This is a genomic window from Chryseobacterium luteum, from assembly GCF_000737785.1.
Lineage (GTDB): Bacteria > Bacteroidota > Bacteroidia > Flavobacteriales > Weeksellaceae > Chryseobacterium > Chryseobacterium luteum.
The window spans coordinates 77,632-93,984 of sequence record NZ_JPRO01000007.1; the positions used below are offsets into that span (position 1 = coordinate 77,632).

Sequence of the window (16,353 nt, forward strand, 5' to 3'; positions counted from 1 at the left end):
TCAATATTCTATTCGCTGCGTTTTACTGGTTGCAGGTTTTCATATTCTTCTTTGGTGAAAAGTCTGTACTGGACTTTAAATGTTTTGCCTAAAGGAGTTTCCAGGGAAAAGCCTCCCGGACCGAATCCATCTGTAACATCCAGTGTAAAGTGGGAATATTTCCAATACTCGAATAGGTCGCGGTCTATCCAGAATTCATGACCGTTGATGGTTCCTATCATCGCATCATTCATTCTTGGGAAGAATCCTCCTTTCTCGAAGCATTGCGGCTGGGTACCTTCACAGCAGCCTCCTGCCTGGTAAAACATCAGGGGACCGTATTTATCTTCCAATTGATAAATAACATCAAGTGCTTTTTCTGTTGCTGATAATCTGGATATTGTGGTTTCCATTTTTTTCTTTTAATTAAACAGGTTTGTTTCTATTAAGATACGAAGATTTAACTGATGAACTTTCTATGTGTTATTTTATGTGTTTTAATCGCAAAGGCGCTAAGTTTTTTTATCTTCATACTGTTTTAAGGCAGAAAGATCTTACATCCTATAAAATTGTATACTGCTGTCATTAAGCAATTTAAAATTCAAATCATAAAAATTAGAATTAGCACATGGTCTTCTGATTTATCCCAGATTTCTGATTTTATTATGTATTAAAACCCTCTATGTAATTCCAAAGGAATGGATATTTTTTTCGCGTGAGGGATAGGAAGGGCGGCGAGGAACGAGCCGGTGCGGAATGAAATGGAGCACCGAAACGAAGTGGAGCCCTGGAAAGCCCGACCGTTTTGCCCCGGCTCTGCCGGGGCAAACGGGCACGCCCTAATATTTAAAAATTAAAAGAAACCTAATTTGTTTTTGTTATAAGAGATCAGCATATTTTTGGTCTGACGGTAATGATCAAGCATCATTTTATGGTTTTCTCTGCCAATTCCTGACTGCTTATACCCTCCGAAAGGTGCTCCCGCCGGATATGAGTGGTACTGATTCACCCAAACTCTTCCTGCCTGGATCTGGCGGGGAACATTGTACAGCTGGTGTGCATCTCTTGTCCAAACCCCTGCTCCAAGACCATAAATCGTGTCATTGGCAATTTTAACGCCCTCTTCTTCATCTTTGAAAGTTGTGAATGCCAGTACGGGACCGAAGATCTCTTCCTGGAAGATTCTCATTCTGTTATTCCCTTTGAAAATAGTCGGCTGGATGTAAAATCCGTTCTCTAAGTCCTCGCCCATGTTATTTACGTCACCGCCTACAAGAACCTCAGCTCCTTCTTCTTTTCCCAGCTGAATGTAGGAAAGAATTTTATCTTTCTGGATCTGGGAAGCCTGGGCACCCATCATCACTGTTTTGTCAAGTGGGTTTCCTACTTTGATGGCTTTTACTCTTTCGATTACTTTTGCAATGAATGCGTCTGCAATATCTTCCTGAACCAACAGTCTTGAAGGGCAGGTACATATCTCTCCCTGATTAAGGGCAAAAAGCACGGCTCCTTCAATCGCTTTATCCAGGAATTCATCATCAGCATCCATTACGGAACTGAAGAAAACGTTTGGAGATTTTCCGCCTAGCTCAAGGGTTACCGGGATAATATTTTCTGTAGCATACTGCATCACAAGACGACCAGTAGCTGTAGAACCTGTGAATGCTGCTTTTGAAACTTTAGGATTGGTCACTAAGGCTCTTCCCAATTCTGCTCCGAAGCCATTCACAATATTAATCACACCTGCAGGTAATAGATCGCCTATAATTTCCATCAAAACCAGGATGGAAACCGGAGTACTTTCGGCAGGTTTCAATACAACACAGTTTCCAGCTGCCAAAGCCGGAGCTAACTTCCATACGGCCATCAATATTGGGAAATTCCATGGGATGATCTGGGCAATTACTCCCAGCGGTTCGTGAACGATCAGGGAAACGGTATCTTTATCCAGTTCGTTGTGGGAACCTTCGTCTGCACGGATTACCGAAGCAAAATATCGGAAATGGTCGATCGCGAGTGGCAAATCGGCCGCTAAAGTTTCCCGAACAGCTTTCCCGTTGTCGATGGTTTCAACAATGGCGAGGTATTCAAGGTTCTGCTCGATCCTGTCTGCAATTTTGTTTAATATGATACTTCTTTCTGTAGATGAAGTATTTTTCCAGGTTTGGAATGCTTTGTCCGCAGCATTTACAGCCAGTTCCAGATCTTCTTTGGAAGAATGTGCCACCTGAGTGAAGTTTTTACCATTCACCGGAGACACTACATTGAAATACTGTCCGTTTACCGGAGGGGTAAATTTACCGTCAATGTAATTATCATATTTGTTTTTGAATTCAGGCCACTGAAAAGCGGTCTCTGATTTTGGTTCTGTGATTGTGCTCATATTAGTATAATTTTATTTTTCTTAATGCCAAATTACATTTACCCATGAAAAAGGAATAGCACAATCGTGTAAAAAAATATCACAATAGTGCAGATGTTCAATTTTATAATTTTATTAACAGCAGTGTAGGGCTAAAATTTATATATTTGAGTTATTGGGTTTTACAAAATGTTTAGAAATGAATAACAATAATAAATTTTTATTAAATACTCCTGAATTAAAGAAGGAAAGCCAGTTATTGAACCTTGTTGAAAACCAGACAAAATTCAATCTAAACAACTGTGAATTCAGCATATACGAGACACACAAGGCTGCTTTCGGGGTAAAGCTTCACTTTGAAAATATTGCTTTTACGGCTATGCTGAGAGGCAAAAAGCATATGAAACTAGATAAAAAAACGAATTATTTTGACTATTTCCCGGGGGAAAGTGTTCTGGTAGCACCCGGTGAAACCATGGTCATTGATTTTCCTGAAGCAGATGAAGCCCCTACCCAATGTATTTCATTAAGCCTTAATCCTGATTTTATAGAGGATTCCCTTAATTATTTGAATTACAGCCTTCCCAAAGTAGATGAAACTTCCCAATGGAATATCCAGCTGGACGAATTTTTTCTTTTTAATAATAAATCCTTGGCATCTGCCACCAACAATATCATGAGAATTGCAATGGATGATAATTCCCAGAAGGATATCATGGCGGATTTCGCCATTAAAGAGCTGTTGATCAGACTTATGCAGACCCAGGCCAGAAGCATGGTGGAAAAAAATATTGCTAAAAATAAATCCCGGATAGGTTTTGCTGTAGATTATATCCGTAAAAACCTTCACCAGAAGCTTTCTATCGACAGTATGGCAAAACTGGCCTACGTGAGCAAGTCCAATTTCTTTAAAATGTTCAAAGATGAGCTGGGAACCTCACCCAATGATTTTATCCTGCAGGAGAGGATCAGCAGGGCAAAGGAATTACTCGCAGGGCAGAACAGCATTAAGGAAACAGCTTATCAGACAGGATTTTCGGATACGAATTATTTTACGAGAGTATTTAAGCAGCTGGTGGGCGTTACTCCAAAAAATTATCAAACCTCAACGGTATTTTCTGCGCGGTATTAGAAGTTAAAGTATTATTTTGAGCTAAAAAGCATCCCTAAAACGAAATGCTTATAGTTTATGCAGATAAATTAATCTTTGTAATGATAGTATCTTGCTCCTTTCAAAACAGGGTTTTCAGATTCTACTGAGGTCAATCCGAAACCTTTGTAGTCGTTATTGACAGAGCTTTCCAGCTTCTTTCTGTGGAGCATTTCGTAGGTTTGAAAATCAATGGCTGTTCTGTTCTTTAGATTTTCAAATAAATTCCATTTGGCTGCCTCAGTTTTCCAGTTTTCGGATATTTTTCCGGCAAAAACTTTAGATTTTGAACCGCTTCCGTATCCTAAGAAGCCTATTTCTGAGCCTGCCAGCTCTTCACCTTCATCAAAAGCAACCTGGATTGCGGAAAGAAATGCCATAAAGATGGAAGCTGTATACATATTTCCTATTTCTGAAGATGCCCGCTGTGATCTTTCAATCTTTTCACTGATAAATTTAAGATAGTCTTCAGATTTGGCCACGGCTTTCTGCTCGTCGGGAGTTTCGTAAGGAAGTCCGTTTTCCAGGCTGTAAATCTCTGTAAAGACTCTTTTCCCGTGGAAGGCATACGGAAGATGGAAAATAAGATATTTCCAGGCTTCATAAGGTTTATCTTTTCCTGTAATTTCTTTATAATGCTGGTAAGCTTCCCTGATTCTGTCCTGATAACATTGATTGGAATACTGTCCGTCAAAAACAGGCTCATCGGTAAAGATCTCAATTTTATCGGGAAAAGCTTCCGGAGCTGAATTTAAATCTTCTTTATTATAATGTCTTCTGGGTTTAAAAAAATCGAAAACGCCTTCTGTAGCTATTCCCCAATTGTTTTCAATTTCCAGAAGATCCGGCTTTGATGAAACGAGAAGGGCAACAGCACCTCCTCCCTGGGTATATTCACCGGAAGAAGCCAGTTCGTATTTGGCGTAATCGCTGGCAATAACTACTGCTTTTTTGCCGGGATTTGCTCTTACAAAGTCCAGGGAATTATGCAGGGCGTCTACTGCTCCGATGCATGCGAAAGTCATATCTACCACATCGCAGTTCCTGAAACATCTTTCACCAAATTCTTTTTCCAGAACTTTTTCTATCATCTGCATCGCGTAGGAAGCTGTAGGTTTTGCCGCATCCAGAGCACTTTCGGTACCTAAATAAATCCTGGCTATATCTTTGGGATTGAGATTATGATCTCTGATCAGCTTCAACAAAGCTTCTGCTGCAAAGGTAGCCGCATCTTCATGAACATCAGGAAACCCCATTTTATGCAGGCCCAATCCTTTTTCCAGTTTTGCAGGGTCAATCCCTCTTTTCTCCGCCAGGTCTCTGATCTCCAAGTACAAAGACGGCACATAATAGCCCGCAGCCTCAATTCCAAAAGTCATTATATTTAATTTTTATACTAATTTATAAAATGATGTTTGAATAAACCTTCAATTCATAGACATAATTTGCCTTTTTAATATAAAAATCATAAAAAAACCGCTGTCCGGTACAGCGGTTTTATATTTTCAGCAATTTTATTGATCTGTTTATTTAAAATCTTCAATGGCTTTATTGATGGCATCAATCTGCTTGTTGATGCTTGCAGCGTTCTGAGGATTCTGTCTCAACAGTTCCATTTTCTTGCTTAAGCCGTCTTTCAGCATCTGGGAAATCATCATTTTTACCTGAGGGTTATCTCCCATTTCACCTTTTGCATGGCTGATTATTTTTGTAATGTTTTCAGTAGCTTTCAGATTGTCTGAGCTCATGATCCAGTTATATCCTTCTTCCGCAGATTTACCCAATTCCGGATTCTGAAATTTGATAAACGGATAAAAAGCAACAAGCGGAGTGATATTTGCCATCTGTGAAGTGACTTTATTCTTTACAATTACCGGAAGCAACTGGGTCAGCAATTCGTCTGAAGCTCCTTCAAGGTCAATTTTATCAGCCAGTGTATTAGCTTTTGAAGGATCGATGGTTACCACAGCGCTTAATGAAGTTGCTTTCACAGCATTGGAGACAGCGTTTACTCCTTTTTCAAAAAGCGGAAGGTATTTTTTATCTTTAGTTTTAGCCAAAGCACCAATTGCAGCAGCCTGAACCAATGTTTTCGGGTCGTTGGAAGCTAATTTCTCAACATCAGCACCCAGGGCTTTCATCTGTTCAGGATTTGAAAGATCCATCAATTGAAGGGCCTTGATTCTTGTTCTGAAGTAAGGATCCTTTAATGCAGCGGCCAACAATTTTGTGGCGGCCGGGTTTTTTCCTACCTGATCTTTTATGGCTGATAAAGCTGTATATCTGCTCTTAAATTCTTTGGAATTTGTAAACTGCATCAGGTTTTGCTCCGGAGTTTTGGTGTCTGTGATCTCTGCTAATAAAATTCCGTCTGCATTGATGTTGACAAGATCGGGTGTTTTAGAAACATCAAAATTGAATGTATTCTTGGCTTCAGCATTTACCCATACGTTATATCTTTTCGGCTTTCCGTTGTCATACACATCAATAGCAAGAGGAAACTCAAAAGGCTGGTCCTGTGTCTGGTTAATAGTTACTGCCACCTGTTTTTTTACCGGCTCGAAAGTAAATGTGTAATTCAGCTTTGGATTTCCGCTTCCAAAATACCATTGGTTGAAGAACCAGTTCAGGTCTTTCCCTGACACTTTTTCAAAGGAAAGTCTTAATTGGTGGGCTTCTGCATTCTGGTACTCATTGGTTTTCAGATAGTCGTTCATTCCGGCAAAGAAAGCATCATCACCCAGATAATTTCTCAGCATATGAAGGATTCCGCCTCCTTTCTGATAGGTCACAAGATCAAAAACATCTTCACGGGAATCGTAATTGAATCTCACTAGATTTTTCTTGAAATCAGCCGGATTGTGGATGTACATATTCACATCGGTCATCTGATGGTAGTCTGCCTGGTCTTTTCCGTACTTATATTCATTCCAGAGGTATTCGGAATAGTTGGCAAATGATTCATTTACCGTCAGATTACTCCAGCTTTCTGCCGTTACAAGGTCTCCGAACCAGTGGTGGAATAATTCATGGGCAATGGTATCTTCCCATTTGTTTTCATCGATCAGCTGTCCCGGCTTCTGAAGGATATCACTTCCGTGGAGCGTTGCCGTTGTATTTTCCATAGCACCACTTACATAGTCTCTTCCTGAGATCTGTGCGTATTTTGCCCAGGGATAATCGTAATCCATCTTTTTGGAGAAAAACTCGATCATTTCTGGTGTGTTTCCGTAGATCTGTTTTGCGTAGGGCTCGTATGCTTTTTCGATATAATAGTCTACCGGAATGTTTTTCCATTTGTCTTTAACGATGGCATATTCTCCCACGCCCATGAAGAACAGATAAGTGGCATGTCTTTTATCCATTACCCAATGGTCTGTTCTTAAATTGTTTCCTTCTTTCTGTGAATCTTTTAAAATTCCGTTGGAAAGGGTTACATATTTATCAGGAACGGTCATATAGATCTCCTGAGTCGTTTTTTGATTGGGTTTATCTATGGTTGGAAACCAGGCAGAAGAAGATTCTGTTTCCCCTTGTGTCCAGATCTGTGTAGGCATATCGGGATCCTGCCCCTGTGCATTGATGAAATACAATCCTTTGGCGTCATTGATCGCCATACTTCCTTTCTGTTTCACTTCATTAGGACGGGCGGTATACTTGATGTATACGGTGTATTCCTGGTTTTTCTGATAGGTTTTGTCCAGAGTGATCTTCAGGACCTCATCTTTATATTCATATTTCAGAGGTGATCTTTTTCCGTTGTTGTCAAGAGCTACTTCATGAATCAGCATTCCTTTTGCATCAAGTGTCAGTTCGTTGGCCGGATAGAAATACGGAGAGGCAGTCAGCCATTCTTCTCCACCCATCTGCTCTTTCTGATAATCGAAATTTACTTTAAGCTTGGTATGTTTAAGTTCCGTCACTTTGGTATGGGTAGCTCTGTATGCTTTTTCTCTTCCTGAAGTTTCGGTCTGTGCTGATACGTTAGCGGAGAAGAAAATTCCGAGTAGAGCAATGGACAAAATCGCCTTTTTCATGTTTTACTTTATTATTTTTTAGGATTATTTTTTGTTATTATATCAAAAATGTCATTAACCAGGGTTTCGTAGTCTCCTTTTTTAAGCTGTTCTTTTGTTTTGGCAAAAGCTTTTTTCAGCTCGCTTTCTGGGTTTTCGTCATCAATAATTTCTATTGATGCTACGCCTTTGATCTGAAGTAAAACTTCTTTCAGTTTTTCGGCATCGATGTCCTTTTCAGGAGTAATTTTAAGTGATTTCATAATGGAAATAAAATAGGTGCAGAATTTTGATTAAAAGTTACAAAAAAAGTGAAGACCAGGCTCCACTTTATATTTCATATGATTAATTAAATTGCCACAGGAGCTTTGATTCCCGGATGCGGATCATAATTTTCCAGGGTAAAGTCTTCAAAATTAAAACTGAAAATATCTTTGACGTCAGGATTCAGCTTCATTACCGGAAGTGGTCTGGTCTCTCTGGAAAGCTGTTTATTGACCTGCTCAAAATGGTTATTGTAAATATGAACATCCCCAAAGCTATGAATATACTCCCCTACTTCCAGATCACAAACCTGGGCTACCATCATCAACAGTAAGGCATAGCTTGCAATATTGAACGGTACTCCCAGAAATACATCGGCACTTCTCTGATATAACTGCAGCGACAGTTTTCCATCTGCTACATAAAACTGGAACAGAGCATGGCATGGTGCAAGGGCCATATTGGGAATTTCGGCGGCGTTCCAGGCGGAAACAATCAGTCTTCTTGAATCGGGATTCTTTTTGATCTGGTCTATTACTTCAGTGATCTGATCCACTACTTTCCCGCCGGCTCCCTCCCAGCTCCTCCACTGTGCGCCGTAAACAGGTCCCAGGTCACCGTTTTCATCCGCCCATTCGTCCCAAATGCTTACTCCGTGGTCATTGAGGTATTTGACATTGGTATCGCCATTCAAAAACCAAAGCAATTCATAGATAATGGATTTCAGGTGTACTTTTTTTGTAGTTACCATCGGAAAGCCTTTTGACAGATCATATCTCAGCTGGTACCCGAAAACACTTCTGGTTCCGGTTCCGGTTCTGTCCGTTTTATCTGTTCCATTGTTTAAAATATGCTGTAAAAGTTCCAGGTAGTTCTGCATTTTGAAAGCGCTTTTTATGGTTCAAATTTAGAAAAAATTAAACGATTTACCGGTATTATGGGTCATAAAAAAGCATCCCTTTTCATGAATGCTCTGTCTATCATGCTCTTTAGCATTTAATCAACCAACGGTAAATTTTTAAATTCCGGATTGAAATAAAATGATCCTACTCAATCTTCTGAATGGTTTGAATCATGGCATTAACGGCAAAAGTATCACCTTCTTTTTTTCCTGACATGGCCTTCACAAGAGGTGATTCTGCAGAAACCGTCATCACCTTCCGGTTTTCGGAAATAATTTCGCCCACAGATACTGCAATGTAAAAGAGACCTTTATCTGTTTTCACCAGGGATCCGTTCTGAACTTTGTCTGAAGGTTCCGTCGATATTTTTTGAATAACGGACTGCTGGTTCAAAGATTCGTTAAGCTGCCGCTGAAGATTATTGATTTCCTGCTGGAGCATTTCGCGGCCGGTTTCATATTTGTCGCCCATGGAACTTTTGGTATCATTACTGGAGGCACGGGTTTCTGCAATCAGATTTTCAAAAGACTGTATTTTTTCTGTGAGCTTTGTTTTTATGATGTTTAATAATTCCTGTTTGTTCATAGTATGAAATTTTGAGTAGAATTTTTTTGATCATTCTTTCCAGAGATAATTCCGATAAATTTTAGATGAAGCCGGTTGCAAATATGCATAAAATAAGCGGGCTAAAGCCCGCCCCTATTGAATATTTTAACAGTTTGAAATGGTTTCTCAAAATAACACAAGCATCTTTTTTAAATGCTCAGTCTTTATTTCATGAAATTTATTTTTCAAAAACTGCGTAATCTGAAACTTTGAATGTAAAGTCTTTTCCGTTATCAAAATCCCTTTTGGTCTTATCAAAGACGTTACGGAAAGTTCCTGAAAGGTTTTGGTCTTCAATGGTGAAGTTTACGGGTTCTTTTGACATATTCAATACTACCAGCACTTCGTCTTTCCCGTTCTTTCTGATGTAAGCCAGGATTTTGTCGTTGGCTGTGGTGTTTAAAAGATAGGTTGATACATTGGGATCTCCGCCTCTTAAGGCAGGATGGGAAGCTTTTAATTCCAGCAGGGTTTTATAAAAATCGGCCATTTGATAGGTACTTGTCCATTTGATGACATCTTTTTCAAAGAATTCAAGCCTTTTCATATTGGGAAGCTCCTGACCTGAATATAGCAGGGGAATGCCGTTCCATGTTGCAGAGAATACGGCCATAGGCTTTGTGATTGCTCCATATTTTTCGTATTCTGTTCCGTTCCATGAATTTTCATCGTGGTTGGTTGTAAACCATGCTCTCATGGAAGTATCCCCGATATTGGAATACTGCCGCAAAAGGTCTTTAAGTTCCTGAAGGGGCTCATTTTTCTTGTAATAATCTGCAGATTTGTGCATCCATTTCCATGAGTAGCTTGCATCAAATACTTTTCCGTATTCAGGGCTTTCGAGCTCATCAAATTCTCCCAGCCAGAAAAGGGGTTTTAGCTTTTCGACTTCCGGACGTGCCTGCTGCCAGAAATCCACTTCTACCCAAGAGGCAAGATCGCATCTGAACCCATCAATGCCGGTTTCTTTTACCCAGAATTTCATGGCATCAATCATCGCCAGCCTCATTTCCTGATTTTTGTAATCAAGCTCAATAATATCATCCATTCCTGAAGCGATATGGAATTTACCGTCAGGATCTTTAAGATAGAATTCCGGATGTGTTTTTGTCCAGACATGATCCCAGCCGGTATGGTTGGCCACCCAGTCTATGATGACTTTAAAACCTAACCGGTGGGCTTCATTCACCATATGCTTGAAATCATTCATGGTTCCAAATTCCGGATTAATGGATGTGTAATCTGAAGCGGCATACTGGCTTCCCAGGCTTCCCTTTTTATTTTGCTGGGCAATGGGTGTTATGGGCATGAACCAAAGGGTTCTGATTCCCGTTTTTTTCAGGCGGGGCATTTCTTTTTCAAATGCTTTGAATGTTCCCTCCTGTGTATATTGTCTTAGGTTGACTTCGTAAATATTAGTCGTGTGCTTCCATTCCTTTGGCAGATCCATAGTGCTTTTTGTATTTTGAGTGGTACAGGAAACAATTCCCAGACCAATTATTGCTAGTAGAATTAATTTCTTCATTCATCTATTTTTAACAAAAGTAAGGAATGTTTTTTTGTTAGAGGCAGAGAAGGTGAACGGTCAATGGTGAATAGTGAATTTTGCTTCGCAAGGTAATTTTTTTAAATTCATGATTCACTTGCGGAGCAAAATTCACTATTCATCTGTAATAACTGGCACAAAAAAAGCCCCGGACAAAATCCAGGGCCATATATTGTATCAGATGTTATCTTTCATCGTCGTTATCTTCTTCATCTTCGAAAACATCATCATCGTAGTTTTCTTCTTCATCGTCATCGAAGCTGTCGTCATCTTCATCTTCAAAATTAGTAGTAACTCCAAAATCATCATCGAAACTGAAATCATCATCCATAAGCGGCATTACCGATCTTTTTTTAGATCCTCCGCTTCTGCTTGGTGCTTTTAACGGAACGTTTCCGAATCTGTATACCGTAATAGGATAATTAACACCTTTTGTTTCGTCGATGATCTCTACAAGTTCACAGTAAAGTTCCCAAAGATCAAGAAGCCCGTACTGGAACTGAGCTTTGTCACCCACATTTCCAAAAGCTTCATCAATGTACACATCCGACATAATTTCGCCATCACCATCGTCACTCATATCTTCCAGGGGAACACTTTTAACGATTGTTCCGTCGTCTTCCAACATATTAAAAGTGGAAAGTTCGTCTCCCTGCAGACTGAACGCACTTTTAATTCCCAAATGTAAGTTCCATAGTGATTGTTTTCCCTTTACTTCAATATCACGGAAAATATCTTCTTTCGCATCTAATATTACGCGGATCTTGTAAACCATATCAGTTTCTTAATTACTTTTTTGCCTTAATTATTATGATAAATCTCTGTTGCAAATATATAATAAATGACATGTGACAAAAAAATATTTCAGGATTTTTTAAAATATTTTTTTTCCTTACATTTTACCAGAATTATTTACTTTTTTCAAGCATAAAACTGAATTTAGTTCCTTCAAGGTAGACACTTTCTACGGTAATATTTTCGTTATGGGCTTCCAGAATATGTTTTACAATAGCCAGTCCAAGGCCGGAGCCTCCTTCTCTTCTGCTTCTGCTGGTTTCCACGCGGTAAAATCTTTCAAAGATCCTGGGAAGGGCTTCAGATTTAATTCCCATTCCGTTATCAATAACCTCAATGAGCACTTTATTTTTAAGAACGCTGGTTTTTACAACTACTTTTGCTTCCTGCCTGTTGGCATAATGGATGGCATTGGAAATTAAATTAATGAAAACCTGTGAAATTTTCTGCTTATCGGCATCTACAAAAATCTGCGGGTGAAGGGTCTGGATCTGGAGGGTGGTATTATGTTTTTCCGCTTCAAACTCAAGGAGATCAAAAATTTCTTTGATCAGGAGATTAACATCAAATTTTGAAACGGTAATACTGATTTCCCCTGCTTCAAGGCGGTTGATCATATCAAGGTCCGTAACGATCGCGATCAGTCTTTCTACGGATTTGTCAATTCTTTCGAGATATTTATCGCGGATGGTAAGATTGTCAACACCTCCGTCTCTGAGGGTCTCTACGTATCCCTGAATAGAAAAAAGAGGTGTTTTGAGCTCATGGGAAACGTTTCCGATGTATTCTTTACGGTAACTTTCCATTTCCTTCATCATATCTATTTCCGTTATCTGCTGCTGGTTAAGATCCGAAAATCTTTCTCCCAGTTCTTTAATGGTAATATTTTCGTTATTGTCATGAACAATTTCCTGCGGAAGCATTTGTGAAAGTCCGCGAACCTGCTTTTTTCCGTAATAGTTGAAAAGAAGCTCGAGAACCACATAATTGATGATAAAAATGAGGATAAGGCAGGTAAAGAGGCCTATTTTAAAAAAAGGCGTCCGGTAATAGATATCCTTCAGTGAATCAAAGATGATCACTAAAAGAAACATCACCAGTGTCAGAAGACACGAGGCGACGAGTGTAAGTCTGTAAAATTTCAATTTTACAAGTTTTTATAGGTTGATGTAAAGATAGGAATTTAAGGTCTTAAACGATAAGCTTATAACCTATTCCTTTTAATGTCTGGATGGTATTAATTCCCAGTTTTTCTCTCAGTCTTCTGATGTGGACGTCGATGGTTCTTTCTCCCACGATCACATCATTGCCCCATACTTTTTCCAGAATTTCTTCTCTCTTGAATACTTTTTCCGTGTTTGAAGCGAGAAGGTAAAGCAGATCGAACTCTTTTTTAGGAAGAAGGAACTGCTGTCCGCTTTTGGAAACCCTGAAATTGTCTTTGTCGATCACCAGGTCACCAATCTCGATCAGTTTAGCATTATCTGACACCTGAGACGTTAACTGAAGTAAAGCGTTTACTTTAGAAATAAGAATTTTCGGCTTGATCAGCTTTACAATATAGTCATTGGCTCCGGCCTGAAATCCTGCCAGCTGGGAGAATTCTTCGCTTCTTGCGGAAAGAAAAACAATCAGTGTTTTGTGCAGTTCTTTTACTTTACGAAGTTCCTGACAGGTTTCGATACCATCCTTTTCAGGCATCATGACATCCAGCAGGATAAGGTCAGGGACGATCTCTTTGGCTTTATCTATACCTTCGTTACCGTTTGTTGCTGTATAGATATCATAACCTTCTTTTTCCAGGTTGTAAGACAGAATCTCTAAAATATCCAGTTCATCGTCTATTAAGAGTATTTTCTTTTGGCTCATTTTCAATTTTTACTGAGCCAAAGTTAATAAATTTTAAAGCACAGATGAACAAATGTATTATCGTTCACATAAAGTTAACAATAATGATCTTTTATTAATGTTTAGTTAAGGAAAAATTAAAACTCGCTAAACCATTTACCCCGCTAATCTTTTATTCCTTTGCACCGAAAGAATTTAGTAATAAAGTAAGTAAGATAATGAAAATTAATAAACTTAGCATTGCGGTTATATTTTTATCCGGATCCATGTTTTACGCTCAGGAAACGAAGCAGGACACGATCATTAAGGAGAAAAAAATTGATGGCGTAGTAATCCAGGGAAGCAGCAACAAGAAAACTGAAACTGCAGTATTGGGAGAACAAAAAAAAGCGGTTATTCAAAAGCAGGCTGTAAGTGCTGAAGAGATTTCCAGAAAAGGGATTTCCAACGTGGAACAGGGACTTACGAAAGTAACGGGAATCACTACAGTAGAAGGAAGAGGCCTTTTCGTAAGAGGTCTTGAGGAGCGATACAATTACTTATTGATCAACGGTCTCGGATCACCTTCCAATAACCCGTTTCAAAAGATCATTGCCCTGAAGCAGTTTCCAACGGATGTGGTAGGAAAATTAAATATCTATAAAACCTTCAACTCCAACCTTTACGGAGATTTTGCAGGAGCTACTTTTGATATTGAAACGCTTACGATTGATAAGCCTTTTACCAAGATAGAATTCAGCGTAGGGGTAAATACTTTAAGTACATTCAGAAATAACTTCAAAGTAGCTGAAGGCGCAGACGGAATGAACGGTTATCTGGGGCTGAACTCCAGAGACAGAAGACTTCCTGATGAGATCAGAAATTCAAGGCCGGATAATTATAAATTCACTCCGGATCAATCTATAAATTCATTTAAAGACTCCTGGAACGTAGACAATGTAAAATCGATGCCGAATACGAGTATTGGATTTACTACAGCTCAGAAAGTAAAAATGGGTGAAACAGGGAATTTAGGAATTCTATTCTCTTTAAACCAGGGAAGCAAATTTGAATATAAGGATGGTGATAATAACCAGTTCAAAGGACAAGGTCAAAATTCATTCATCGAAAACATGAATTACCTTAACCGTAAGCAATATAATTACGAGATAGAGTCTTCAGTTTTATTAGGTTTAGGATATAAAAACAAAGGAACTAATGTTAACCTTAACGCTATTTACTTACAGAATGTCAATAATATCATAGAAGATAATTATGGTTATAAAGATGGACAGGTTCTTAACAAAACCACCTTCTTTAGAACTAACCAAATGGATATTTCAAGATTTTTAGATTTGCAGTTAACTGCTTCTCAGAAAATAAATGAAAGACATCAGTTTAAAGCCGGCGCCAGTTATGTAATCAATAATTATCAGCAGCCGGACAGAAAAATCATAGAAGGTAACCGTATTGATCCTACCACAGGAGCTACTCTTTCGGACGGAAATATCGCAATGCGTTATGGAGGAAATAACATTATCCGTCAGTATTTAGATGTAGATTCCAGATTCTATGGTTCAGCTTTTGCAGAATATCAACTTTCTTTAGGAGAAAAAGGAGATAGAAAGGATTTTCCTATTCAGATTGCATTAGGATATAATGGGTTCTCTGACTTCAGAAAAACTTCTTACCGATTTATCTTCGGACGTACAGCTACTTCTTCAGCTCCTTTTGTCATTAACATTGATACTCCTCAGGATGTATTTAATGCTTCTCTTAGAAACGGAGATTTATACTACCAGGAAGGTTCTGACGTTTCACAATTTTACTCAAGCTTCTATCAGATTATCAACGGGGGATATGCCAACGTCAATTTAAAGCCTAATGATTCTTGGGATATTTTATTAGGTGCAAGATATGAGAATGACATGACTCTGATTCGTTATTCTGAACAAAGTGCTAACAATAAAATCAACCTGGATAAAAACAAAGACTTCTTCTTACCATCATTATCGGTAAAAAAAGCTCTTAATAATAAAAATAATTTAAGATTCTCTTTCAGCAAGACCGTTACACGTCCGATTCTTATTGAGACAATGCCTATTACCTACATTAACCCAGATAACGTAAACATTGTCGGTAATCCTGAAATTAAAAACAGTGAAAACTACAACTTCGATTTGAAATGGGAATATTTCCCAACCAATAAAGAAATGTTTGCTGTAAACCTATTTGCGAAAAGAATTGACAATGCAATTGAACGTTCGTTAGTCGCTTCCGGAAATGCAACCGGTTCTACCATTACTTTCTTCAATGCAAAAAAAGCAGATTTATTCGGAATAGAATTAGAAGGGATCTTCAGTCTGGGAAGAATATCCGATGCTTTAAGAAGCTTTACTTTAGGAGCTAATGCCACTATTATGCATTCGGATGTAGAGAGAAGCCAGGATCAGTTAAATATGGAAAGACCTGACTGGTTTAATATTACAGGAGAGACATTACGCAAAAGAGGTTTACAAGGCGCTTCACCTTATACTATCAATGCTGATTTAAAGTATGAACTGAAAGACCATAACAACTTAGCCCATACATTCTCTTTGGTTTACAATGTATCAGGAAGCAAAATCTATGCGACAGGAGGTGCCGGTACCGACAACTATTATGAAAAACCATTTAATCAGGTAGATTTTGTATACCAGGGACAATTAACAAAAAACTGGAATGTAAAATTTGCAGTACAAAATCTCTTGGACAGCAAATATAAAATCTTAATTGGTGACAAAAATTATCTCCCAACCAATTTTGAGCAGGGTAATAATACACTTACAAACTACTACAGAGGAACTACATTCAATCTTACTGTAGGGTATACATTCTAAAAATATTTAATAAAAAATAAAAATAAG

General features: G+C 38.6%; 13 protein-coding genes. 2 read left to right on the plus strand and 11 right to left on the minus strand.

What is annotated here, in order from left to right; all coding sequences use genetic code 11:
* Nucleotides 1-8 precede the first annotated feature (8 nt).
* Complete coding sequence (locus IX38_RS09745; protein ID WP_034704286.1) at nt 9-392, minus strand: DUF779 domain-containing protein; 384 nt, start codon at nt 390-392, stop codon at nt 9-11.
* Nucleotides 393-832: 440 nt separating this feature from the next.
* Nucleotides 833-2,362, minus strand: a complete 1,530-nt coding sequence (locus IX38_RS09750; RefSeq protein WP_034704288.1) for an aldehyde dehydrogenase family protein — start codon at nt 2,360-2,362, stop codon at nt 833-835.
* Nucleotides 2,363-2,540: 178 nt separating this feature from the next.
* On the opposite strand from IX38_RS09750, the gene IX38_RS09755 reads away from it, so the two are divergent.
* Nucleotides 2,541-3,473, plus strand: coding sequence for an AraC family transcriptional regulator (locus tag IX38_RS09755; protein ID WP_034704290.1), 933 nt, complete (start codon nt 2,541-2,543; stop codon nt 3,471-3,473).
* Between the two features lie 68 nt (nt 3,474-3,541).
* Here the strand turns inward: IX38_RS09755 and IX38_RS09760 are convergent, their stop codons facing one another.
* The 9 genes from IX38_RS09760 to IX38_RS09800 all read right to left on the minus strand — a co-directional run bounded on the left by IX38_RS09760 (nt 3,542) and on the right by IX38_RS09800 (nt 13,489).
* The gene (locus IX38_RS09760) at nt 3,542-4,870 is read right to left on the minus strand and encodes a hydroxymethylglutaryl-CoA synthase family protein (protein ID WP_034704293.1); all 1,329 of its coding nucleotides are present in this window, start codon (nt 4,868-4,870) and stop codon (nt 3,542-3,544) included.
* 147 nt (nt 4,871-5,017) lie between these two features.
* Nucleotides 5,018-7,528: a M1 family metallopeptidase gene (locus IX38_RS09765; RefSeq protein WP_034704294.1), complete on the minus strand. Its 2,511-nt coding sequence runs from the start codon at nt 7,526-7,528 to the stop codon at nt 5,018-5,020.
* An 11-nt stretch (nt 7,529-7,539) separates the two neighbouring features.
* Nucleotides 7,540-7,770: a hypothetical protein gene (locus IX38_RS09770; RefSeq protein WP_034704297.1), complete on the minus strand. Its 231-nt coding sequence runs from the start codon at nt 7,768-7,770 to the stop codon at nt 7,540-7,542.
* A gap of 86 nt (nt 7,771-7,856) precedes the next feature.
* Nucleotides 7,857-8,651: a thymidylate synthase gene (locus IX38_RS09775; RefSeq protein ID WP_034704299.1), complete on the minus strand. Its 795-nt coding sequence runs from the start codon at nt 8,649-8,651 to the stop codon at nt 7,857-7,859.
* Between the two features lie 166 nt (nt 8,652-8,817).
* On the minus strand, nt 8,818-9,258 hold the full coding sequence (locus IX38_RS09780) for a hypothetical protein (RefSeq protein ID WP_034704300.1): 441 nt from the start codon (nt 9,256-9,258) through the stop codon (nt 8,818-8,820).
* A gap of 199 nt (nt 9,259-9,457) precedes the next feature.
* Nucleotides 9,458-10,804: an alpha-amylase family glycosyl hydrolase gene (locus IX38_RS09785; protein ID WP_034704302.1), complete on the minus strand. Its 1,347-nt coding sequence runs from the start codon at nt 10,802-10,804 to the stop codon at nt 9,458-9,460.
* Between the two features lie 205 nt (nt 10,805-11,009).
* A complete protein-coding gene (locus IX38_RS09790) occupies nt 11,010-11,600 on the minus strand; it encodes an IS1096 element passenger TnpR family protein (RefSeq protein WP_034704304.1) in 591 nt (196 codons plus the stop codon).
* A gap of 133 nt (nt 11,601-11,733) precedes the next feature.
* Nucleotides 11,734-12,765, minus strand: a complete 1,032-nt coding sequence (locus IX38_RS09795; protein WP_034704306.1) for a sensor histidine kinase — start codon at nt 12,763-12,765, stop codon at nt 11,734-11,736.
* 46 nt (nt 12,766-12,811) lie between these two features.
* Entirely contained in the window at nt 12,812-13,489 is a 678-nt protein-coding gene (locus tag IX38_RS09800) for a response regulator transcription factor (protein WP_034704309.1), read from the minus strand.
* A gap of 197 nt (nt 13,490-13,686) precedes the next feature.
* Here IX38_RS09800 and IX38_RS09805 point away from each other — a divergent pair, with 197 nt between their 5' ends.
* Nucleotides 13,687-16,326 (plus strand): TonB-dependent receptor plug domain-containing protein, encoded by a 2,640-nt coding sequence (locus IX38_RS09805; RefSeq protein WP_034704312.1) that lies wholly within the window; start codon nt 13,687-13,689, stop codon nt 16,324-16,326.
* Nucleotides 16,327-16,353: the final 27 nt, after the last annotated feature.